The organism is Exiguobacterium sp. A1_3_1, from assembly GCF_048985645.1.
Classification (GTDB): domain Bacteria; phylum Bacillota; class Bacilli; order Exiguobacteriales; family Exiguobacteriaceae; genus Exiguobacterium_A; species Exiguobacterium_A indicum.
Genome location: NZ_WBYY01000040.1, coordinates 1 through 21,755 on the forward strand (window position 1 = coordinate 1; position 21,755 = coordinate 21,755).

At 45.8% G+C, this 21,755-nt stretch carries 22 protein-coding genes; 2 read left to right on the top strand and 20 right to left on the bottom strand.

Features of this window, described 5'->3' with window-relative positions:
• The 6 genes from der to prsW all read right to left on the bottom strand — a co-directional run.
• Nucleotides 1-1,012 (bottom strand): ribosome biogenesis GTPase Der (der, locus tag F8N00_RS06270; RefSeq protein WP_421017930.1); only part of this gene is annotated, 1,012 nt, incomplete at its 3' end.
• A gap of 123 nt (nt 1,013-1,135) precedes the next feature.
• Nucleotides 1,136-2,269, bottom strand: a complete 1,134-nt coding sequence (gene rpsA, locus F8N00_RS06275) for a 30S ribosomal protein S1 (protein ID WP_421017931.1) — start codon at nt 2,267-2,269, stop codon at nt 1,136-1,138.
• A 102-nt stretch (nt 2,270-2,371) separates the two neighbouring features.
• A complete protein-coding gene (locus F8N00_RS06280; RefSeq protein ID WP_058264828.1) occupies nt 2,372-2,971 on the bottom strand; it encodes a lysophospholipid acyltransferase family protein in 600 nt (199 codons plus the stop codon).
• Nucleotides 2,968-3,642 carry a (d)CMP kinase gene (gene cmk / locus F8N00_RS06285; RefSeq protein WP_023468649.1) on the bottom strand — a complete coding sequence of 225 codons (675 nt, stop codon included), beginning with the start codon at nt 3,640-3,642 and terminating at the stop codon, nt 2,968-2,970. Before cmk ends, F8N00_RS06280 begins: the two co-directional genes overlap by 4 nt.
• Before the next feature lie 76 nt (nt 3,643-3,718).
• On the bottom strand, nt 3,719-4,375 hold the full coding sequence (locus tag F8N00_RS06290) for a flagellar brake protein (protein WP_023468650.1): 657 nt from the start codon (nt 4,373-4,375) through the stop codon (nt 3,719-3,721).
• A gap of 19 nt (nt 4,376-4,394) precedes the next feature.
• Nucleotides 4,395-5,072, bottom strand: a complete 678-nt coding sequence (gene prsW / locus F8N00_RS06295) for a glutamic-type intramembrane protease PrsW (protein ID WP_055968615.1) — start codon at nt 5,070-5,072, stop codon at nt 4,395-4,397.
• Nucleotides 5,073-5,240: 168 nt separating this feature from the next.
• On the opposite strand from prsW, the gene F8N00_RS06300 reads away from it, so the two are divergent.
• A complete protein-coding gene (locus tag F8N00_RS06300) occupies nt 5,241-6,209 on the top strand; it encodes an asparaginase (protein WP_023468652.1) in 969 nt (322 codons plus the stop codon).
• A 52-nt stretch (nt 6,210-6,261) separates the two neighbouring features.
• On the opposite strand, the gene F8N00_RS06305 is transcribed toward F8N00_RS06300, so the two are convergent.
• From F8N00_RS06305 to F8N00_RS06340, 8 genes are all read right to left on the bottom strand, one after another.
• Nucleotides 6,262-7,251: a YpdA family putative bacillithiol disulfide reductase gene (locus F8N00_RS06305; RefSeq protein ID WP_023468653.1), complete on the bottom strand. Its 990-nt coding sequence runs from the start codon at nt 7,249-7,251 to the stop codon at nt 6,262-6,264.
• Between the two features lie 121 nt (nt 7,252-7,372).
• Complete coding sequence (locus F8N00_RS06310) at nt 7,373-8,638, bottom strand: Glu/Leu/Phe/Val family dehydrogenase (protein WP_023468654.1); 1,266 nt, start codon at nt 8,636-8,638, stop codon at nt 7,373-7,375.
• A gap of 134 nt (nt 8,639-8,772) precedes the next feature.
• Nucleotides 8,773-9,717, bottom strand: a complete 945-nt coding sequence (locus F8N00_RS06315; protein WP_023468655.1) for a D-alanine--D-alanine ligase — start codon at nt 9,715-9,717, stop codon at nt 8,773-8,775.
• 139 nt (nt 9,718-9,856) lie between these two features.
• Complete coding sequence (locus F8N00_RS06320) at nt 9,857-10,447, bottom strand: adaptor protein MecA (RefSeq protein WP_023468656.1); 591 nt, start codon at nt 10,445-10,447, stop codon at nt 9,857-9,859.
• A 58-nt stretch (nt 10,448-10,505) separates the two neighbouring features.
• Complete coding sequence (locus F8N00_RS06325; protein WP_023468657.1) at nt 10,506-11,390, bottom strand: MerR family transcriptional regulator; 885 nt, start codon at nt 11,388-11,390, stop codon at nt 10,506-10,508.
• 71 nt (nt 11,391-11,461) lie between these two features.
• Entirely contained in the window at nt 11,462-11,656 is a 195-nt protein-coding gene (locus F8N00_RS06330) for a hypothetical protein (RefSeq protein ID WP_023468658.1), read from the bottom strand.
• A 43-nt stretch (nt 11,657-11,699) separates the two neighbouring features.
• Nucleotides 11,700-13,130: a RecQ family ATP-dependent DNA helicase gene (locus F8N00_RS06335; protein ID WP_075642530.1), complete on the bottom strand. Its 1,431-nt coding sequence runs from the start codon at nt 13,128-13,130 to the stop codon at nt 11,700-11,702.
• The gene (locus F8N00_RS06340) at nt 13,130-14,152 is read right to left on the bottom strand and encodes a helix-turn-helix domain-containing protein (RefSeq protein ID WP_035396806.1); all 1,023 of its coding nucleotides are present in this window, start codon (nt 14,150-14,152) and stop codon (nt 13,130-13,132) included. The genes F8N00_RS06335 and F8N00_RS06340 overlap by 1 nt, the downstream gene beginning before the upstream one ends.
• Nucleotides 14,153-14,382: 230 nt before the next feature.
• Here F8N00_RS06340 and F8N00_RS06345 point away from each other — a divergent pair, with 230 nt between their 5' ends.
• Complete coding sequence (locus F8N00_RS06345) at nt 14,383-14,631, top strand: ferredoxin (RefSeq protein ID WP_023468661.1); 249 nt, start codon at nt 14,383-14,385, stop codon at nt 14,629-14,631.
• 129 nt (nt 14,632-14,760) lie between these two features.
• Here the strand turns inward: F8N00_RS06345 and F8N00_RS06350 are convergent, their stop codons facing one another.
• The 6 genes from F8N00_RS06350 to F8N00_RS06375 all read right to left on the bottom strand — a co-directional run bounded on the left by F8N00_RS06350 (nt 14,761) and on the right by F8N00_RS06375 (nt 21,541).
• The gene (locus tag F8N00_RS06350; protein ID WP_023468662.1) at nt 14,761-15,720 is read right to left on the bottom strand and encodes an ABC transporter permease; all 960 of its coding nucleotides are present in this window, start codon (nt 15,718-15,720) and stop codon (nt 14,761-14,763) included.
• The gene (locus F8N00_RS06355; RefSeq protein WP_023468663.1) at nt 15,720-16,790 is read right to left on the bottom strand and encodes an ABC transporter permease; all 1,071 of its coding nucleotides are present in this window, start codon (nt 16,788-16,790) and stop codon (nt 15,720-15,722) included. Before F8N00_RS06355 ends, F8N00_RS06350 begins: the two co-directional genes overlap by 1 nt.
• A complete protein-coding gene (locus F8N00_RS06360) occupies nt 16,787-18,316 on the bottom strand; it encodes an ABC transporter ATP-binding protein (RefSeq protein ID WP_023468664.1) in 1,530 nt (509 codons plus the stop codon). The genes F8N00_RS06355 and F8N00_RS06360 overlap by 4 nt, the downstream gene beginning before the upstream one ends.
• Before the next feature lie 66 nt (nt 18,317-18,382).
• Complete coding sequence (locus F8N00_RS06365; protein ID WP_023468665.1) at nt 18,383-19,456, bottom strand: BMP family lipoprotein; 1,074 nt, start codon at nt 19,454-19,456, stop codon at nt 18,383-18,385.
• Nucleotides 19,457-19,585: 129 nt separating this feature from the next.
• Nucleotides 19,586-20,305, bottom strand: a complete 720-nt coding sequence (locus F8N00_RS06370) for a GntR family transcriptional regulator (protein ID WP_023468666.1) — start codon at nt 20,303-20,305, stop codon at nt 19,586-19,588.
• A 222-nt stretch (nt 20,306-20,527) separates the two neighbouring features.
• A complete protein-coding gene (locus F8N00_RS06375; RefSeq protein ID WP_214723578.1) occupies nt 20,528-21,541 on the bottom strand; it encodes a BMP family lipoprotein in 1,014 nt (337 codons plus the stop codon).
• Between the last annotated feature and the right edge of the window lie 214 nt (nt 21,542-21,755).

The window sequence follows — 21,755 nt, forward strand, 5'->3', positions numbered from 1 at the left end:
GGGGCTCGGAGATGTGTATAAGAGACAGGACGAAGACGATCGGTGCATAGTCAAGGAAACGGAATTCTTCCCGGATCTCTTCTTGCATCTTTTTCATCGTCTTATCATCTTTTTCGACAGCATCCCATTTATTGACGACAATGATGACCGCGCGACCTGCTTCGTGCGCATATCCCGCCACTTTTTTATCTTGCTCGATGATGCCTTCTTCGCCATCAAGAACGACACAGACGACATCTGCCCGTTCGATTGCTTTTTGAGCACGCATGACGCTAAAACGTTCTGTTGATTCATAGACTTTCCCGCGTTTTCGCATCCCGGCCGTATCGATGATGACGTATTCTTGATCATCCCGTGTAAACGGTGTATCGATCGCATCGCGTGTCGTACCAGCGATGTTTGAGACGATGACACGTTCTTCACCGAGAATCGAGTTCGTCATACTTGATTTCCCGACGTTCGGACGACCAATCAAGGCAAACTTGATCGTACTTTCGTCATATTCTAATTCTTCTTTATCTGGTGCGAGTTCAAGGACACGGTCAAGTAAATCACCGAGACCAAGACCATGTGTACCAGAAATCGGGAACAAGTCTCCGAATCCAAGGGAGTAAAATTCATACATTAAATCACGCATTTCAAAGTTATCGACTTTGTTGACAGCGACGACGACCGGTTTGTTCGAACGGAATAACATGTTCGCGACTTCCTCATCCGCTGCTGTAATTCCTTCGCGTCCGTTCACCATGAAAATGATGACATCCGCTTCATCAATGGCGAGCTCCGCCTGATGACGCATCATTTGAAGTAGGGGCTCATCCCCGACTTCGATTCCACCTGTATCAATCAAATGAAAATGACGATTCAGCCATTCTCCAGTTCCGTAAATACGGTCGCGGGTAACGCCTGGCTTGTCTTCTACGATTGAAACCCGATCTCCAATCACCCGGTTAAAAATCGTCGACTTTCCGATATTTGGGCGACCTACGATCGCCACGACTGGAATTGCCATCCCAACACCTTCTTTCTCTTCTCTCGCTTCATAGCCGTTCTATTGTATCAAATCAAACTGTCATATACCATAACAAACCGCATATAAAAAGCGGACACGCTTGTGTCCGCTTTGTGTCATTACTTATTCTTTCTGATCAGAATCGTCTTCAGTCAAGTCAGCGACTGAGAATCCTTCTGATTGATTCGTATAATCCGAATAATCGTCAGCGGATGATTCTTCCTCTTCAAGGACACGTGTTGATAGCGAAATCTTATGCTCATCAAGACGCACTTCGAGTACTTTCGCCACAATTTCCTGTCCTTCTTCGAGTACTTCCGAAGGTGAACCGATGTGACGGTTCGCGATTTGCGAAATGTGTAAAAGTCCTTCTACTTGTGGCGCAAGTTCAATGAAAGCCCCGAACTGAACGAGACGACGCACACGTCCTTTGACGATATCGCCAGCTTCGATCTTCCCTTCCATTTGTTGCCATGGACCAGGTTGTGTTTCCTTGATCGATAACTTCACCTTTTCCGTATCACGGTCGACACCAAGTACTTTGACTTCGACTTTTTGACCTTCCGTGACGATATCCGAAGGACGTTCGACACGGTGGTGTGCCATCTCCGAGATATGAACGAGACCGTCGACGCCACCGATATCAACGAAAGCACCAAAGTCCGTTAAACGTTGGACTGTACCTTCGAGGATTTGACCTACTTCTAAATTTTCGAGTGTCTCTTTTTTCTTCGCGTTCAATTCGCCCTCAACGACCGCTTTATGCGAGAGAATGACACGGTTCTTCTCTTGATCGAGTTCAACGACCTTGACTTCGATCGAACGACCGATGTAATCCGAGAAATCCTCGACATAATGCCGTTCGACGAGTGACGCCGGAATGAATCCGCGGACACCGATATCAACGACGAGTCCACCTTTGACGATGTCCTTGACGACAACTTCAAAGATCTCACCTGATTTATACTTCTCTTCTACTTGCTCCCACGCTTTGAGCGCGTCGATTTCTCGTTTCGAGACGACGACCTCTTCATCCGTGATTTTCTTGACCTTCACTTGTAGTTCATCTCCGACGTTCAGCACGCCGCGAATATCATCGAGATGAAGACTCGATACTTCGCTGATCGGTAAGATGGCTTCTGTTTTATATCCGATATCAATGAGTGCTTGCTTGTCTTCAATTTTCACGACCATTCCGGTAACTACCTGGTCCCGATGAATTTCAAAATCAGGCATATCTTTCATTTCTTCGACCATTCCAAAACAACCTCCTCACGATGAGTACAAGAAACGCCTGACACATGTCAATGCGTTTATCCTGCTTCTAACTTCTTACAATTCTGACTATTTGTCAAGGTATTAAGCGTGATTGAAGTAGACGGATTTGATTTCGTCCATGATTCGGTCAGAAATCGATTTCGCCGCGCCCCGCTGGTCACGTAAATCCGAGATATCAACCGGTTTTCCGATCGCAACATGCATCCGTTTGAACGGGCGGTATGATCCGATGATTGCAATCGGTAAAATCTGAGCATTCGATCGTAACGCAAAGAAGCCGACACCTGGTTGTGCTGCTGTGAATTCACCTGGCGCAGATCGCGTTCCTTCTGGGAAAATACCGACCGTCTCATCCGTATTCAAGAGCTCAATCGTCCGTTTCAAAGCTTGACGATCGCCTTGACCGCGACCGACAGGATATGTTCCTGCCGCAATCATTAATTGTTTTAAGGCAGGAACTTTGAACAGTTCTTCTTTTGCCATGTAACGAACCGCGCGTTTTGGCGGAATCGCGCTGACGAGGAAGACTGGGTCCCAGTTCGAGCTGTGGTTGGCACAGACAAGTAAGGAACCGTCTTTCGGAATGTTCTCTTGCCCAGTCACTTTCAATCGGAAGACTGTTTTCGCAATGACCCAGACGACAAACCGCGCAATCCGGTAAATGGTATCTTGACGTTTCATTTTAGGACACCCTCTGCTAGCTCCATCAATCGGACGACGACTTCATCAATCGTCATCTCTGTCGTATCGAGATATAGTGCATCGTCAGCTTGGCGTAATGGCGAGACTTCACGCTCACTGTCGCGCTTATCACGCAGTGCGATCTCTTCTTGAAGAATCGTGATGTCACTGTCCATTCCACGCGCGATATTTTCACGATGTCTTCGAGCTGCACGCTCTTCCACAGTTGCCGTTAAAAAGACTTTTAATTCTGCATCCGGCAATACGACTGTACCGATATCACGTCCATCCATGACGATTCCGCCGCGTTCAGCTAATTTTCGCTGTGCCGTGACGAGTGCAGCCCGGACTTCTTTTTGACGAGCGACGAACGAGACATTATTCGTGATTTCGATGGAACGAATCGCATCCGTCACTTCGCGATCACCAATAAAGACACGTTGCCCGTTTTCGCCTGGTGTTAAACGAATATCAAGCGATTTCATTAATTCTCCTAGCGCTTCCCCATTATTGAGATCAAGCGATTGTTCAAGTGCTGCCAACGTCACGGCCCGGTACATAGCTCCTGTATCAATGTATACATAGTCAAGGCGTGCTGCCAATTGTTTTGCGATCGTACTTTTCCCAGCACCCGCTGGTCCATCTAAAGCGATTTGAATCTTTTTCATCATCCATCCAATCCTTCCATCTTCCCTATGATTGATAGGGATTCATTCTTCCGAACGTTATCATAGCAAAAAAATGCGGTCAGGTGAATGGATTCATGCCCCTTCTTGAACTTTTCATTTGCATTTGATAACAGTGACGCAATACAAGTTCACGACTTCTGTCGGGAATCATCGTAAATTGGAAGGCTAATTCATACCTTTCTTCCCGTCGATCGATTCGAACAAGTTCAGCCACGACGTCTAGTGTACTTGATACACCATCACCCGTAGGTAAGATGAATGTCATCTCCACTTCTTCATCTTTTGCAATCGGTAATTGATCTGACAAGATCATCATTCCACCAGCCGATAAATCAAGCGTCACCGTCGTAAACGGCTCGAAATGCGCTTTATGAGGATGTACAGCGACATCGAGTATTTGCGGCACTCGAACGAACTGACGTCGTTGGATGCGTTCGATTTGATCATCCTTTGGTCGTTTCAAAGCATAACGTTGACCACGAAGTGGATCATTTTGTCGTTCAACGACGACCGTATCAAATCCAAATAATTTGCCTTTCTCCTTGAAAAAATAAAATGAAACTTCTTCTTGCTCTGACAAGATGAATGTTTTAAGTGTCGCGACCTCACTCGGCGCTTCAATCCAAATCAAACGGTTCGTCACGGCCGTCACTTTTGAGCGACCTTGTCGATCCTCACTATTCGAAAGCATTACCAAATCCCCGATTTCCATCATGTTACTCCGCTCCTACTCTCTATTCGAAACCATCTGAATGTTGTTTTTTCCGTTTAAATCTTCGATTCAAACGATTGGCACCTCGTACTTGAAATAATCCAATCGTCCATAAGATAACCATAAAGACGATTGGCAAAAAAGATATACCACCATTTTCCAATATTAACAAATTAAATAAGATATGCGCAAATACCGGAAGCGCAATCGAAAGGGATAGCCAACGATAAGGATGAGGCGAGAATTTCGCCATCCCCATGAAGAATCCCATGATGACAGCAAACAATGCATGCCCAGATACGGGTAAGAGTGCCCGGAAGAGCATATGTTCGACAGTTCCATTCACCATCAGATATAAAATATTCTCAAGCGTTGCGAACCCAAGTGAACAGGCTACCGCGTAGATGATCCCGTCGTAATAATCATTAAACCGTTGATGAATATAGACCGTATAAAAGACGACAAACCATTTGGCGAATTCTTCCGTAACGGCTGTTCGAATCAACTGCACCTCTTCACGCCCACCAAATTCGGTCTGGACGATATAGTCGATGAACATCAAGGGAAAGACCAGTAAAATACCGAAAATGAAACTTCGAAGGATATAGCCGACTGGCTCCGACTCATGTTCGTGACGGAGATAAAAATAAGTTAGGAGTGCGATGCCTGGGGCAACTCCGGAGAAAACGATTTGAACCACGCTTCCTCTCCCCCTTTCTTCCTCATTTATAAGAATAAAGGTTTCTTGGAAAAAAGAAAACGTCCTCGTTGTTTCAAGAGGGAAAAAGGTTACAATATGGGAGAACGAACCGAATCCGTCATAGAAAGTAGGTGAAGGTCTTCTGTCTGTAGACAAGGACCCTTTAGCATGAAATCATTATTACTCATTCATACGGGTGGAACGATCGCCATGGCACAGGATCATGCTGGTCATGTCTTACCAAATGATATCAATCCACTCGATGCTTCACTCCCGCGAGCAACAGATATTGCCAACATCACGACGCGTCACTTCGCAAACTTACCTTCTCCGCACATGACACCTGACATCATGTTGCGTCTAGCCCATTTCATCGAGAGTGAGCTCAAGAAGGAACATTACGACGGCGTCGTTATCACTCACGGCACGGACACACTGGAAGAGACGGCTTATTTCTTACATTTGACGCTTGGCGCACCTGTTCCGATCGTTTTGACAGGAGCTATGCGTTCTTCCAATGAGGTCGGATCCGATGGTGAGTTTAATCTGATTACGGCACTTCGTGTCGCTGTCAGTGAAGCTGCGCGCGGAAAAGGTGTCCTCGTCGTCTTCAACGGGGAAATTCATTCGGCATTCAACGTCACAAAAACGCATACGTCATCCGTCGATACGTTCAAATCCGTTCATTTCGGAAACCTTGGGATGGTAACGAAGGATCATGTCTACTTATTCAATACACCGCTCTTAAAACAAACACACATGGTGACTTCGCTCTCAAAACGGGTCGCCGTTCTCAAAGTCTATGCCGGTATGGAACCCGACTTATTACTTGCTGTGAAACAACTCGGCTATGATGGACTCGTCCTTGAAGTCCTCGGTCAAGGAAATGTACCACCAAGTATCGTGGATGCGATCGCTGAATTGATTACCGTCATGCCGATCGTCATCGTCAGCCGTTGTTTCAACGGAATCGTTCAAGACGTCTACGGATATACGGGTGGCGGACAACAATTAAAAGAACTCGGCGTCATTTTCTCAAATGGACTGAATTCACAAAAAGCGCGGCTTAAACTGATGGTCGAACTTGAAATCGATGCTTCGCAACTAGAACTCGAAGAATCATTCCGCGTTGAATAAATGAAAAAACCTCTTGATTCGGAAAATTTCCTTCCAAATCAAGAGGTTTTATTTAGGCTTGTATCGATACACCACGTAACCGTTCAACGAGATGATTGGCAATGCTTGCACCGTGAAAACGTCCATTTTCAATGAATATTTTATTGGCGTCAAATCCTGCTGCCACGACACCTGCGATATAGATGCCCGGGACATTCGACTCCATCGTCTCTTCGTCATGACTTGGAATACCTGTTTTACGATCAATCGTAATGCCTGTGTCAGCGAACAATCCGACATCGGGTGTGTAACCTGTCATCGCAAACACAAAATCAGCACGGACGGTCTGTTTATCTCCATCTATTTGATAAACCACCTCTTGCTCCGTAATTTCTTCGATTGACGCTCCAAAAATCATCTTGACCTTTTCCGAACGAACGAGAGATTCGAAGTTCGGCAACACCCATGGTTTGATGGATGGACTATACTCCGGTCCACGGTAAAGGACTGTCACACGTGCTCCCGCTTTTTCAAGTTCAATCGCTGCATCGACGCTCGAGTTTTTTCCACCGATAACGACGACATCTTGATCAAAATACGGATGTCCTTCCGTAAAGTAGTGCGAGACATGAGGTAATTCCTCTCCAGGAACATCCATTCGGTTCGGTAAACCATAATAACCTGTCGCAAGCACGACGGAGCGAGCTTCTCGGCTTCTTTTTTCCCCGGAACGCTCCGAATGGATAATAAAATGATCCGCTTGACGTTCAATCCGCTCAACCGTCTCAAACGGACGAATCGTCAACTGTTTTCGTTTGACGACTTCTCGATAATAGACGAGCGCGTCGAGACGTCGCGGTTTTAATTCTTTATTGATAAACGGTATACCACCAATTTCTAACTTCTCACTACTTGAAAAGAACGTTTGATGCGTCGGATAACGATAGATCGCTTCGACGATATTTCCCTTTTCGAGCACTTCGACGTCTAGTCCCCGATCTTGCATTTCGATCGCTGCCGATAACCCACACGGTCCTGCACCGATTACGATACAATCTAACATTCGAATATCTCCTCTTCCGGTTGCTTTTTTTATATCTTAGCAAATCTCTACCATAGACGAAAGAAATTGCAATGCAAAACGCCCGCTCTTCGTAAAGAAGAAGCGGACGTTCATCTTAATATTAGACCCAGCCACGGAAACGAGATGCTTCCGCCATCTTCCGGACACCTACCATATAAGCGGCAAGTCGCATGTCGACATTTCGCGTCTGCGCTGTCTGATAGACTTGGTTGAACGAGTTCACGAGTACTTTTTCAAGTTTCTCGTGTACTTCCTCTTCCGTCCAGTAATATCCTTGGTTGTTCTGTACCCATTCGAAGTAAGAAACCGTTACGCCACCACTCGAAGCAAGAACATCCGGAACGATCAAAATGTCACGTTCAGCGAGAATTTTCGTCGCTTCGTTCGTCGTCGGACCGTTAGCCGCTTCAACGACGATCGCTGCTTTGATATCGTGCGCATTGTCTTCTGTGATTTGATTCTCGATTGCTGCCGGAACAAGAATATCACATTCAAGTTCAAGCAATTCTTTATTCGAGATCGTATTTTTGAACAATGTCGTCACGGTACCGAACGAGTCACGACGGTCGAGTAGGTATGGAATATCGAGACCGTTTGGATCATGGAGTGCCCCGTACGCATCGCTGATCGCGATGACTTTTGCACCTAAATCATACATGAATTTCGATAAGAAACTTCCGGCGTTGCCGAATCCTTGAACGACGACACGTGCGCCTTCGAGCGAGATACCCTTTTTAGCAGCCGCTTCCCGAATCATGATTGCGACACCTTTCGCCGTCGCTGTCTCACGACCGTGTGAGCCACCGAGGACGAGCGGTTTCCCTGTAATGAAACCAGGTGAGTTGAATTCATCGATTCGACTGTATTCGTCCATCATCCATGCCATGATTTGCGAGTTCGTGAAGACGTCAGGTGCTGGAATATCCTTCGTCGGTCCAACGATTTGACTGATAGCACGGACATACCCACGGCTGAGACGTTCGATTTCACGGAAGCTCATCTCACGTGGATCACAGATGATTCCGCCTTTCCCGCCGCCGTATGGTAAGTCAACGATACCTGCCTTCAGACTCATCCAGACGGATAATGCTTTGACTTCGACTTCCGTCACGTTCGGGTGGAAACGAATTCCACCTTTCGTTGGTCCAACGGCATCGTTATGTTGCGCACGATATCCTGTGAAGATTTTCGTCGAACCATCATCCATCCGTACCGGAATCCGGACTGTCAACATCCGGAGTGGTTCTTTAAGTAATTCGTACATCTCGTCTGGATAACCAAGTTTCCCTAGTGCCTCCTTGACGATTTCTTGTGTCGCTTCCAGTACGTTCTTGCGATGATTCGCATGTTGTTGGTCAGTGATCATTCCAACGTTCCTCCCCATAAGTGGCATCCCCTATGCCGTTTCCTTGTTCGGATAAAGTATACTCTTTTCTCGAACGTAATGAAAGGGGTTACGCCTATATTTGTAAGCGCTTTCTCACTTCTTTTCCTAGGATATCATTGATTTGGTTGTTTTGTTTGACGATGTCGTTCGATCGCAAGTTCCATGAAATATTCGACCAATTCCGGATATTCAATTCCCACTGCTCGTGCACCGTCCGGGAATAGACTAGTCGAAGTCATACCAGGAAGTGTATTCGTCTCCAAGATGACTGGATTTCCGGATTCCGGCACAAGGAAATCAGATCGCGAGTATCCTGCACAGCCAAGGACTTGATGCGCTTTAACAGCCCATTCTTGAAGTTTTTCTGTCGTTGCTTCATCCAGTTCAGCAGGACAAATATGCTCCGAACCACCGATGGCATATTTGGATTCATAGTCATAAAAGGCGTTCTTCGGAATGATCTCGATGACAGGTAGTGCTTTTTCTGCCCCTTTATGACCGACGACCGGGACTGTCACTTCACGCCCTTTAATGAATTGTTCAACAAGCACTGCATCGTCCGCTTCGAACGCCTTCGCGATTCCTTCACGTAACATCTTCTCGTCTTGAGCAATCGTCAATCCGTTTGATGAGCCTTCTTGTGCTGGTTTGACGACACAAGGAAATTGACCATCCCACTCTGCAATTTTCGCTTCGATATCAGCTCCACGCTCTAACAGCACATCACGGGCGATCGTAATGCCTGCTTTATCAAAGTGAACTTTCGAACGTGCCTTATCCATCGCAAGCGCTGACGCTAACACACCTGAACCTGTATATGGAATGTCTGCCAGTTCAAGCAATGCTTGTACGCGTCCATCTTCACCAATTTTCCCGTGAAGAGCGATGACAGCCACATCTACATCCAGCTGGAAGAGTTCATGCGCTTGATCAGGATGGAAATCAACAGCCGTGACCTCATGCCCTTTACTGTTTAATGCTTCCATGATCGACTTTCCACTGTTTAATGAAACCTCCCGTTCTCCTGAAGTCCCACCGTATAATACTGCCACTTTCATCCTACTTCACTCCTTCTTCTTACGTTCAATGATTATCATACCATCCTTCTGACGATGAAAAAATACAAAATGGTGCCACTTCCAGCAGAAGACAAAAAGGTGCGGCATCCCCCTATAATGGAATGTCGCACCTGATGTTTTACATATTAAACTGTTCGGCTATCGTTGCGACGGCATGTTCCGCCTGAATCGTTTTCCCATACTCCGCCATGACGAGTGGACTTTTCGGGCTCGGCTCACCGTATTCAGACAAAATCGTCGTCACCGTCTGCTCGAGCGCCTCATTCATTCGTTCTTGGAAATAGAGATAGTAGCTTCCCTCGAAGAAGTAGAGGCTACCACCTGTCTCTGTCCGAGGCATATGTCGCAATAATCCATGACTCGCTTGAATGACGTCTTCTAGCGAGTGTAGAGCATATAAGACGTGATGGACGATATCGACTGTCATGCGGATTTCGACTTGATCGAACTCCTCGTTCATCTCTTCTGGCAAATCGCCTTCACGACGTACATCAACGAGCATCCCGTCATTCGGAAAGAATGTAACGAAAAATTCGAGTGTTCCCGCTGCTTGAAAACCAAAATTCGATTCGGCTTCTTCTAATAGATTACGCAATAAAGCTTGTCCCTTCCCGATAGCCAACGTTTCTGGTCGGACGTCGTGAAGCGATAACTCTTGCTTTGTGATGAAGACACGAAGGTGTCCTTGTTTCATTTGTTCAAACCTCATAATAGACTCCTCCAGTCAAAACCGGAAACACAGATGTCTCCGTTCGTTATGAACCATACTATACACCAGTTGTCGGAGTGAGTCGACTTAACCAACTTTTCCAAGATTGATCGTCTGCACCAAGTAAATGTGGACCATATCGTTCCGGGAGCTGATCGACCGCATAACCACCAAGACCAATCTCAAGATCCGGAAAATCAGACATTAGACGTGCTAACGCTTCATCAAGTAACGGTAAATGATCGGATAACGTGCAGGAAAGAATAACGGCTTTCGGTTGCAACTGATGCGTGACAGTCACTAAGTCCTGAACCGGTATACCGGAACCGAGGAAAATGACATCAAATCCAGATTGACGTAAGTAAAGCGTGAAGAAAAGTAGCCCAAGTTCGTGTTCTTCTTCCGGCGCGCAGACACAGACGATTCGCGGTAAAAATGGATTGATCGGCATCTGTAACGACAGTGTCGAGAGGCGAGCTCTTAGAAATGCCGTCGCAAAATGCTCATGCGCAATCGTAATCTCTCCCGACTCCCACTTCACTCCAATCTCATGTAAGAGCGGACCGACGATGTCCTGAATGACTTTATCGAAGCTAAACATCGAGAATGCTTTATTCATAATGTCGTGCGCATGTCGTTCTTCAAAGTTCGTCAATGCCTGGAACAACTGATCTCGCAGTTCGACTCCATAATCGTGCGGTACCTCAGCCCGATTAACAGGCATCTCATACAACTGGATTGCTTTAGAGACAGACAATCCCTCTTTTTGTTTATCGACGATCCAGCGTAATTTCGCGACGTCGTTATCACTATAAATGCGATGTCCGGATTCACTTCGATCCGGATCGAGCACCTGATATCTCCGCTCCCAAGCACGAATGGTCGTCGGGTTGAGTCCCACTAACGCAGCGACTGCTTTGATATTATATTTCCCACGATCCATGCATCGTGCCTCCTTCCCCTTCCTTTCTAGTATACGCTGAAAGGAAAAAAATCTCCGTTCACAATGTGCCCTTACATCATGAAACCGATGGAGACGAAGGCGATGATGATCGTGATCATGAGTACCGTCAGCGTGATTGCTAGCGGATTTTTTCGAAACGGTTGTTTCAATCGCTCGTTACGAACGTGTTCGATACGCGAAGAACGCGGTGGCAATGACTGATCCTCTTCGTTCTGATGCAACCGTCGTTGATCTTGTTTACTCAATGTTTATCACCTTTTCTTGAAAAATATAACGATATTGTCTAGTTTACACCGAATCTAGTGATGAAAAAAAGACTTGTTCTAAACGCATTTTCCAATCTACCGGTTGATGGGTCTTTCTCTTCACCGGATTTTCCCATTCAATCGTTCCGCACACATCACAACACCGTGGTTGTACGATTGCCTGCTCATCAAAATGATGCAACAACATCGTACGGCGACATTCGTTCCGATGAATGTAGTCCATCATCAGGTTGACCTCTTGTCTTTTTAATTGTTTACGTTCCGTTTGCCACTGGATGATGCGTTCCTTCGACCACCCGTTCTCGAGTTGCGATTTGAGTAATCGATATGCCGGATCTTCCGGATTAAGACGAAGACGACTTTCCATCTTGGCATAGGATTCGCCTTGATTCATCCCTTGTTGCAATTGATCGATCCATAAGACGGGTGCATATTGCGTGTCGATCAAGTACGTCTGTAATTGTTCATCTTGAGCAGCGTAGAGTAAAATCGCCGTTGCCTCTTTACCATCACGACCAGCACGTCCGACTTCCTGCATATAGGCTTCAATCGTCGCAGGCATCGTATAGTGAATGACCGTTCGGACGTTACCTTTATCGACACCCATTCCGAACGCACTCGTACACACGAGACAGTCCATCTCATCATGAAGAAACTGTTGTTGAACAAGTTGGCGATCTTCTATCGTCAACCCAGCATGATAATAGGTCGCACCGTCAATGATTCCAGCAATTCGTTCCGCTTCTTTACGGGTCGTCGTATAGATGACGCATGGGCGAACGATGCGTTCCATCCACCGAGCAACTGCCGCATCTTTTTCTTCTCGATCAACGCGATCGACAACATATTGGATTTCTGGTCGGTTGACAGAACGACGGATGATTTGTGGCTCATGCATACGCAGTTGTGTTCGAATATCTTGCTCGACAGCACGAGTTGCTGTTGCCGTTAAGGCGAGACATGGTGGAAGGCCGAGTTCTTGTCGAATGTGACCAAGTCTTGCATACTCCGGTCGAAATTCGTGACCCCATTGGGAGATACAATGCGCCTCATCTACGACGAAGAGCGCAATCTTTACCTGTTTTAGCCGAGCCCGAATCTGCGGCAGCGCGAGTTGCTCCGGTGATAAGTAAAGATATCGTAGATGTTCGAGTACAGATAAAATCTGTTCTTTCTCTTCTCGCGTCTCGACAGATGTTAATTTAGCGACAGATCGCTCTCCTCGGCGCTTGATTTGCATGACCTGGTCTTCAATCAACGAGAGTAACGGAGACAAAATCAACGTCAGCCCTTCATTTTGTACATAAGAAGGAAATTGATAACAGACAGACTTTCCTCCACCTGTCGGCAAAATTGCTAGTGTATCTGTTCCGTTTAGGATGGCATCGATGATTTGGCGTTGCCCTGGTCGAAATGCTTCGTAACCAAAATGACGATGCAATAACGCTTCCATTACATTCCCTCCCATTTACTACGTGCTAACACCAATCGAATTTGAAAATAAGATATATCGGATTGCATCTCACTCTTGATTCGCTTTAGCGCGTAGGTTCCGAGTCGCTGTGCAATCTGTCGTACCTCTTCTTGCTGAGATGGCGTGACAAAATGATCCAGCGGAAACGAAGGAGCATACATCGCAATCTCAACGAGATGATCTTCCATCGTACTATTTTTTAATCGTCTTCGGATCGCAACCGCTTCAACGGTTAACCCCTGTTGCAATAACTCCCATGTTTTTTTCGCAGACTGCGTCATTTTTGTCGTGTGTAGATCAGCGCCTATTTGCTTTAAAAGTGGTGTTTTTTCCAAGTCATCGATGCACTTTCGCCAAGCGATCGTAAATTCGTATTGGACAGTCTCCACATCTGTTTTCATCATTTGAGCTAATTGTGGATAAGACCATCCTGCTTGCACGCCAGACAAACGGTAACTAATTAATGTCGCATCTCGTTCTGATAAGCGCTCAAGGAGAAATATCAACTCTTGCTGCATATCATGTAACCATTCTGCTCGATTTGAGATGATCGGAAGAACACTTTTTACCCATTCACGGACGATGGTTTCCTGTTGCACAGGAATGAACGGCTGTTTTGCTTCTAAACAAATCATCGTTTGAACCAAAAGGCTGAGTCGTTTCCACATCATCTCAGCATAACCACGAAGTTCTCCACCTAGTTGATCAATGATCGCACGATCCGTTTGATTTATTAGTCGTGCGCCTTCGTGCGTCAGTCGCAAGGTCTCTTGCCGCTCAATCCAATTCTTCTGCGCGAGTTCAGCCAAGATTGTTTCGAATCGTTGTTTACTGACTAATACAGTACCGAACACCGATTCCAAATCATAAAAATGGGCATCTTGCAGAGAAGTCGCTGATTTCTTTCCTTGAAAAACATGATAAAGACTCCGGTCTGATCGTTCATTTCGAAGGCGCTGAATCGATTCCAGAAAAATACGCTCGAGTAAAGAAACCTCCATATGTCACGCTCCCTTCTAATGTAAATTGTTTATCAATTTGAAGATGATTTCCCATCCTTTTTCTTTTCGTTACGTTTTAGACATACTATTTGCGGGCATGTGATGATATATACATTTTCTGTTGTCACTTACGCTTCGTCATTGAAATGCAACGATGAGTCCGATACAATGACATATAGATGAGAACAGCGTGTTTCAATAATGTTTTCGTATAGAGAGGAGACCGTTCAATGGCTAAATTTACGATTGTCGACAAAGATACTTGCATCGCTTGTGGTGCTTGTGGAGCAGCGGCACCAGATATCTATGATTATGATGATGAGGGTTTGGCGTATGTCATTCTTGATGATAACAATGGTACTGCCGAAATTCCAGAAGCATTATTCGACGATATGATTGATGCATTCGAAGGTTGCCCGACGGATTCAATCAAAGTAGCAGATGAATCGTTCGATGGCGATGCGTTAAAATTCGAATAAGTGAATAAAAAAAGATGTTTCCTCGCGAAGCATCTTTTTTTATTGGACTTTTTCTCATTCAATCTATCGATTATCTAAAAAAACCGGACATCGCCAATTGGCAACATCCGGTCTATGATTAGTAAAAATTTAGCGTTTTCCTTTGATATACGGTACACCGACAGCTTTTGGTGCATCCGCACGACCAACGACACCAGCAAGTGCTAAGATCGTCAATAAATACGGCGCAATCAACAGATACACTTGTGGAATTTGATCGAGTAACGGCAATTGCTGACCGATGATCGAAATCGCTTGAGCGAACCCGAAGAAGAGGGCTGCCCCCATGGCACCGAGCGGGTTCCATTTTCCGAAGATCATCGCCGCAATCGCGAGGAAGCCTTGACCGAGAATCGTCGTCACACTGAAGTTCAATGAAATCGACGTCGCGTAGACAGCACCAGCAAGACCACCGAAACCACCAGAGATCATAACACCGATGAAACGCATCTTCGTGACGTTGATTCCCATCGTGTCCGCTGCCATCGGGTGTTCCCCGACAGAACGTAAACGAAGACCGAATGGTGTCTTGAAGATGATGTACCATGCGACGAACGCGAGAACGATTGCGATATACGATGTGTAGTAGACGTTCGCGAAGAACATCTTCAAGACTGGAATATCAGACAAGAATGGTACATTCTCTTTCGAAATCCGGTTTGGAATCGAATCCGTCTGTCCTTTACTGTAAAGTGCCCGGACAAGGAAGATCGCAAGACCGACCGCAAGCAAGTTGATCGCTACACCAAGAACCGTTTGATCTGCTCGGAATAGGATTGCTGGAATCGCAAGGAACAGTGAGAAAACTGCTCCAACGACGATCGCGATGAGCATCGCAAGCCAAGGACTCGCAGCACCTAATCCCATTTTCGATAAAGTCAATGCCGTGACGACACCTGTGAAGGCACCCATGACCATTAATCCTTCTAACGCGATGTTGACGACGCCAGAACGCTCACTGAAAATGCCGCCAAGTGCTGCAATGATCAACGGAGCCGAATAGGCGAGTGCGATTGGCACGATGATATAAAGTACTTCAAGAAAGCCCATTATTGACCGGCTCCTTTCGCTTTTTTAGATTCTTTCTTAACCGTGAACTTCTCGATGACGAGACGAATCGCGTAACCCGAAGCCACGAAGATGATGATGAATGCGATGATGATTTTGATCAGTTCCGGTGGAATACCAATCTGTTGCATCGACAGACCACCGATGTTGAGTCCCGCAAACAGTAACGCCGCGAGAACGACACCGATCGGGTTATTCGCACCTAACAAGGCAACCGCGATTCCGTCGAATCCAACACCTGTGAAGGACGCGTTCAATGTCATGTTTTGGAACGTCCCAAGACCTTCCATCGCTCCAGCGAGACCTGCAAAGACACCAGAGATAACGAACGATAGGATGATGTTCCGGTTAACGCCCATACCTGCATACTCTGCAGCATTCTTGTTGAATCCAACTGCTCGGAGTTCATAACCAAGCGTTGTTTTCCACAAAATGAACCAGAAGACGAGGGCAGCAATGACTGCGATGAAAATCCCGTTATGCAAACGTGAAAAATCCGTGATCTCTTGTAAGAACGGTGACGCAAGGGATGCTGATTCCTTGACTGACTCCGTCCGCTCGTTCGTAATACCGATGACGTGACGTAAAATATCATTCGTCACATACAACGCGATATAGTTCATCATGATTGACGTGATGACTTCATGCACGTGGAACTTCGCTTTTAAGATACCAGGAATCGATGCCCAAAGTGCACCTGCTAAACCTGCTCCAATTAGAGCAAGCGGTAAATGAATCGCCATCGGTAGATCAAACTCAATCCCGATCCAAACTGCGACCATCCACCCGACGAGAACCTGACCTTCAACCCCGATGTTAAAGAGTCCAGTTCGGAAAGCAAATGCGACAGCAAGACCGGCAAAGATCAACGGAGCTGCTGCTCGCAATGTTTCACCGATGCTGTATGGTTCGCCAAAAATACCATAGAATAACTGATCAAAACCGGCAATCGGATCATACCCGCCGATGACCATGACGATCGCCCCGACGACCATTCCAAGGATGATGGAAAGAATCGGAATGAGGATGCCGTAAAAACGCTCTAACTTCATGAATGACCTACCTCCTCTTTCTTACCGCCGGCCATCAAGAAGCCAAGCTCGATCTCATTCGTTTCTTTTGGATCCAAGAAGGCAACTGTTTTTCCTTCATAAAGAACGGCAATCCGATCTGATACTTGAAGAATTTCTTCGAGTTCGAATGAAATCAACAAGACAGCGCGACCTTTTTCGCGTTCAAGAACCAACTGTTCATGAATGAACTCGATTGCTCCGACATCCAGACCACGTGTCGGCTGTGCTGCAATCAATAGGTCTGGTGAACGATCCACTTCACGCGCAATGATCGCTTTTTGCTGGTTACCACCTGACAAGGCACGAGCAAACGTCTCTGGACTTGGAGTTCGGACGTCGAACTTCTCGATGAGCGTTTTTGCTTTTTCCATGACTTGTTTATAGTTCATGATGCCTGCTTTTGAATACGGTTGTTTGTAATACGTTTGTAAAACCATGTTATGTCCGATTGAATAATCGAGGACAAGTCCATGTTTATGACGGTCTTGCGGAATGTGACCGACACCTGATTCCGTCACTTTACGTGGCTTCAAGTTTTTGATCGATTTATTGTTGAGGAAGATTTCCCCACTATCCGCTTTACGAAGACCAGTGATGGCTTCAATCAATTCCGTCTGCCCGTTTCCGTCGATTCCGGCAATTCCGACGATCTCTCCAGCACGAATGTCGAGATTTAATCCATCGACGGCTTTGATGCCACGACTGTCCTTGACGACTAAGTCCTTGATGTCGAGAACGAGTTCTTGTGGAGTTGCCTTGGAATACTCCGCATTAAAGTTGACTTCACGACCTACCATCATTTCAGCAAGACGCGACTGTGTCATCGTCTCATCGATATCGACCGTTCCGATATACTTACCACGGCGAATCGTCGTACAGCGATCAGCTACTTCCATGATTTCTTTCAGTTTATGCGTGATGAGGATGATCGACTTTCCTTCTGCGATCAAACGATTCATGATCTGAATCAATTCCTTGATCTCTTGTGGTGTCAAGACAGCAGATGGTTCATCGAAGATCAAGATGTCTGCACCACGGTACAACGTCTTTAAAATTTCAACACGCTGTTGCATTCCGACTGAGATATCCTCGATTTTTGCATCAGGATCAACAGCAAGACCATACTGTTCAGAAATCTGGCGTACCTTCTCACGTGCAGTTGCACGGTCGATCTTAATTCCGGCACGTGGCTCTGCACCTAAAATGATGTTTTCAGTAACAGTGAAATTTTGAACGAGCATGAAGTGTTGGTGCACCATACCGATTCCAAGATCGTTCGCGACGTTCGGACTCGTTATATTGACTTTTTCACCACGTACACGAATTTCTCCAGCCTCAGGCTGATACAAACCAAATAAGACGTTCATCAGCGTCGATTTTCCGGCACCGTTTTCACCAAGTAAAGCGTGAATCTCACCTTTCCGAAGCTGGAGCGTGATGTTATCATTTGCGACGAAACTGCCAAACTCTTTTCTGATGTTTAGCATCTCAATGACGTATTCCAAGAAAATCCACTCCCATGTTTAGTTTAAAAGGGGGAGCCGCAATGCTAGCGACCCCCGCTTTCATTATTATTTCAGTGACGCTTCGTATTCTTTGTACTCGTCGTCTGTCGCTGGGACTTTGATGTCGCCATCGATGATTTGTTTTTTGTACTCTTCGACTTTGTCGAGCGCTTCTTTCGAAACGTTGTCTTTTGAAGGTGCGATATCAACACCGCCGTCTTTCAAACCGAACTCAACGACTTTACCTGCTGGGAAGTTGCCGTCTTTCGTATCTTTCGCGACTTGTTCAACTGCTGTATCAACGCGTTTGACCATTGACGTCAATGTGACGTTCTCTGGCATACCTTCTTCGACTTGGTCACGGTCTACACCGATAACCCAAACATCTTCACCGTTTTTCTTACGGTTTTTCGCTTCTGTGAATACCCCTTGTCCTGTACCACCAGCTGCATGATAGATGACGTCGACTTTTTTACCGTACATACCTGAAGCGATCGCTTGTCCTTTTTCAGCAGCGTTGAAGTCTTCTGCATATTGAACTTCGATGTCAGCGTCTGGGTTGACTGCTTTAACACCTGCTTTGAATCCACTTTCGAACTTCTTGATCAAGTCAGAGTTAACGCCGCCGACGAATCCGACTTTATCTGATTTCGTCGTCAAACCAGCAACGACACCAACAAGGAATGATCCTTCATTTTCTTTGAAGACGATTGACGCGACGTTTGGCTTGTCAACGACCATATCGACGAGTGCGAAGTTGTTCTTTTTGAACTGATCCGCTACTTTACCGATATCTTCAGCCATCAAGAATCCAATACCGAGGATCAAGTCGTATTTAGCACGAGCTAATTGCTGAAGGTTTGGTTGGTAATCCGATTGTTTTGCAGATTGAAGATATTTGTAGCCAGTACCTTCTTTTAAGTCGTTGTCTTTTCCGAACTTCTGGATACCTTCCCAAGCAGATTGGTTGAATGATTTATCATCCACGCCGCCTGTATCTGTAACCATACCTACTTTAAAGCCTTCTGATTTGCTACCGCTACCTGAATCTTTTGAATCGTCGTTGCCACCACATGCTGCAAGGACCGAACTCATTGCTAAACCTGTTGCTGCTAATGCGAGAAGTGACTTCTTTTTCATCTGGAAAATCCCCTTTCGAATATGGTCATACAAAGTTCAAGACTACGTCTAGCACCCGAGGCTGGCGATGAGGAGCGTTACGTAGGTTATGACGGAAAGCGCTTTCAGTATTCATCCTAAAACAATGGCTCACACACGTTTACGGATGACGTGGAAATCAAACTTATCTGCTCGGAAATAGTTCGCTGAAAAAAGAACGGAACGGTCGAGCTCATCATAATGCGTTTGACGCAAAGCGAGCAGAGGTTGGTCCGTATGTAATTGTTCAGCGATTTTCGGATCAATACGTGGCTCGATGTGCGTCACGGCATGCGTGACACGTCGTCCAAGTTCTTTTTCTAAAGCATCAAATAATGATGTCGAAGAGGTGAACTGCTCTTCATTTTTAATATAATGGCTTGGAATCTTATCGATACAATAGACGACAGGAACATCCCCTGCGAGTCGGATTCGTTCGATTCGATAAACCAATTCATCCGGACCAAGTTGAAAACGCTCTCGGTCGCGCTCAGTCGGTTGGACCATCTCGGATGATAACACTTCTGATGTCGGAACCATACCTGCGCGCGCAATCATTTCTGTTACGCTGTACAATTCTTCGATTCCAGAAGTAAACGGTGGTCTTGCATTGATAAACGTACCGACACCGTGTTTACGGATGACGATGTTCTCATCTTCAAGAATTCGTAATGCCTCTCGAAGAGTAGCTCGACTGACGCCAAGTTGCTTTGAAAGTTCAAACTCTGAAGGGAGCTTCTCGCCTTCCTTGTAAACGCCGTCATCGATGTCAGACTTGATCTTTTCAATCACACGTAAATAAAGCAAACGATGATCTAATTTAATCGACATGACGCATCTCCATCCTCTATCTAGTTGTAACCAGTGCTCAGACTTCTGACGTATGAGAACTCCAGCCAAGATAAGTATATGACGCCCAACACAATCCTGCAATCATTTTGTAACAGGTTAGAAGTCTGACTTCTGGCGCTTTTGTAACCCTTTTCATAACGCAATCAATAATGGAAGAAAATAGGGCATTCTACCTAAGAATGCCCCTTCTTTTTTCAACGCTTATTGCTCAGGTACTTCGATTTTTCCAGAAACGACATCTGATTTTGCTTTCTCAAGCGCAGTCAACGTCTTCTTCGAAATCTTTTCAGATGGTACGATATCAACTCCATCTTCTTTCAGACCATAACGAATCGTTTTGCCGCCCTCAAGTTTACCATCCTTCGCTGCGTTTGCTGTATCTTCGACTGCACGGTCGACACGTTTGATGACAGAAGTTAATGTAACGTCTTCCGGCATACCCTCTTCTTTTTGGTCTCGGTCGACACCGATGACTGAGACGTTTTCACCGTTTTTCTTGCGGTTTTTCGCCTCTGTGAAGACACCGTTTCCTGTACCACCTGCTGCTGGGAAGATGATATCTGCGCCTTTACCATACATTCCAGCTGCGATCGCTTGACCTTTTTCTGGAGCTGCGAAGTCTTCTGCGTATTGGACATCGATTTTAATCTTCGGATTGACGGACTTAGCACCTGCTTCGAAACCGGCACGGAAACGCTCGATGACATCCATCTTCATCCCACCAACGAAACCGATATGATCTTTTTTCGTCTCCATTGCAGCAACGATCCCTGCAAGATATGCTCCTTCATTTTCCTTGAATGTGATCGACGTGACGTTCTTTCCTTCAACGACGTTATCGATGATTGCGAATTGTGTGTCTTTGAATTGATCAGCAACTGTTTTGATATCCTCATTGAACGTGTTCCCGATTCCGAAAACTAAATCTTCTCCCCCACGAGCAAGACGCGATAGATTCGGTTGATAATCTTGTTGCGATTTAGATTGTAGATAAGAGAACCCTTCATTCTTTTGAAGTTTGTTGTCTTTACCGTACGCTTGCAGACCTTCCCAAGCGGATTGGTTGAACGATTTATCATCGATCCCACCCTTATCGGCTACCATCGCAACAGAGAATTGATCTTTTTGATCGGCTTTCTCACCTGAACCACCACAAGCAGCAAGACCAACTGTCGCTACTGACATCATCGATACGATTACCTGTTTCTTCTTCATTTCATCCATCTCCTCTGCAATTATGAGAGCGCTTTCATTATCTATTTGTGAAAAAGCCGCTCCCAGCCCTCGTGTTGAAGGTCGGTCACTCATATGACTGAGTATGCCAAAAACACTACTGAAAATCAACAGACGTCTGACAACTATTTTCATGAAAGCGATTTTATTTTTGATGCCTTCATCATTTTTTCCAGTCATTTCTATTTTTACAAAA